2 protein-coding genes are annotated in these 1,885 nt (G+C 45.8%); both read left to right on the top strand.

Translation table 11 applies throughout. The features are described 5' to 3' along the window. On the top strand, positions 1-1,104 hold a 1,104-nt coding region (locus F6K53_RS39175), incomplete at its 5' end, for a hypothetical protein (protein ID WP_366511418.1). Continuing rightward, positions 1,101-1,885, top strand: a 785-nt coding sequence (locus tag F6K53_RS39170; RefSeq protein ID WP_293085294.1) for a hypothetical protein, incomplete at its 3' end; no start/stop codon positions are given. The genes F6K53_RS39175 and F6K53_RS39170, both read left to right, overlap by 4 nt.

Below are 1,885 nucleotides of genomic sequence, written 5' to 3'. Positions count from 1 at the left end.
TCTACCAATGCCAATCCCTTTTTCCTTAACAATGACGACAATGAAAACCGAGGTAGATATAGCTTTCTGTTTGATCGAGACCGAGGTCAGTTAGACCTCGGTCGAAGCTACATTTTGGTGGTTAATCCACCCGCTAATAGCAATTTCCTGCAACGACGGATTCGACTGACGATCACTAATGTTGATGAAGCGCAAAGTATAGTCTCCTATACTGCTACGTCTTTAGATGGTTTACCGATTAGTACCGATGCCAATCCCACAGAAATACAGGGTGAATTCCTGATTCGGAATGCGGAACGGGAAGGTCTGGTTTTGGGATTGTTGAATGTAGATACGGGTATTTGTGACCTTGAATCGATTCGGATTACCAAGAGCGCAGACCGAGCTACGGCTGAACCAGGAGATACTATCATCTATCGCCTCTCTTTGCGCAATCTAGCCAGTAGTGCTGTGCAAGACATTGTAGTCACTGACGACTTACCCCTAGGATTTAAATTCCTTGAAGATTCTGTCCGGGGCGAGTTACAGCAAGAATCAGTGGATATTGAAACCACACGAGATGGCGCAACAATTACTTTCACGACAACAGAGCCAATTCCAGAAGGTGGAGTATTGAACATTGCTTATGGGGTGCAAGTTACCCCAGATGGCATCCGGGGTGACGGGGAGAACTCAGCAATTGTTGCTGCGGAACGGGATGACAACGGTTGGGATATCAAAGATGGGCCAGTGGTTCATCGAGTACGAGTTGATCCCGGCATTATTTCTGACTGTGGCACCTTACTAGGTCGAGTATTTGTAGACAAAAACTTTGATGGTCATCAGCAACCAGGAGAACCGGGAGTTCCTAATGCGGTGATCTTTATGGAAAACGGTAACCGAATTACTACTGATGCCAATGGTCTGTTCTCGGTTAAGAACGTTCTACCGGGATACCACACTGGAGCTTTAGACCTGACTAGCCTTCCAGGTTACACCCTAGCTCCCAATACCCATTTCAGTGAAGGCAACAGCCAATCGAGACTCGTGCGTTTAGAACCTGGTGGTATGGCACGCATGAACTTTGCAGTCACTCCGACCTTCAACGAAGAGGATCAGCAATGAAATTAATTGAGAATTATAACATATCTTGTCAACTACAGCTAATGGGAGCGATCGCTGGTAGCGTCACCATGGTGCTGTATCCTGCTATCGCTGAAGCTGAATCAAGCCAAGCAGCAGAGGAAAATTTACCAGTCATTGACCTGAAGCCAAGTCAACTACCTAGCCTTGATCTCAAACAAGAACCAATCCTCAGCTTCAATCCCGGTCTGGTTCCCTCCCTAAACCAAAATGAGCGATCAACAACAATTGCTCTTAGAGAGTCTTCCAGTTTTAACATCAACGATGGACAATTTCCTAGCTTTGATCTGAGCTCAGATCAAGTCCCTAGGCTCAACTGGAAACGAGAACCTATCGTTAGTTTCAACTCGACTCTGACTCCTCCACCAGTCCAACAGACAGAGCCATCCTCAGATATCGCCCTTGCACCTTTAGTGGATTTAAGTAAAGGTCGGCTACCTAGTTTTGAGCTACTGCCTGGTCAACTACCTCAGCTAAATTCACCAAAAGCTCTACTTGCTAATCTAGACCTGAAACGACAGCAAAGGGTTAGTCTCAATAGTGTTAATACTGAAGCTAGAGAAACTATACCGATTGACCTATGGTCACGCTACGCGAACGCACCAAGTCAGTCACCTACTGAGATGGCGATTGCAGCTAGTATCGACTTCCAGCAGAGAAAATTACCTGAGTTTGCGGTTAATCGTGAATTACCTAAGATCGATTTAACTAACGATAAGTTAGACAACCTTCAACTGCGTACGCCCCAAAGGGTTAGTCTCAA

Source organism: Moorena sp. SIO4A1 (assembly GCF_010672065.1).
Classification (GTDB): domain Bacteria; phylum Cyanobacteriota; class Cyanobacteriia; order Cyanobacteriales; family Coleofasciculaceae; genus Moorena.
This window is presented reverse-complemented; position numbering and strand designations above follow the sequence as displayed.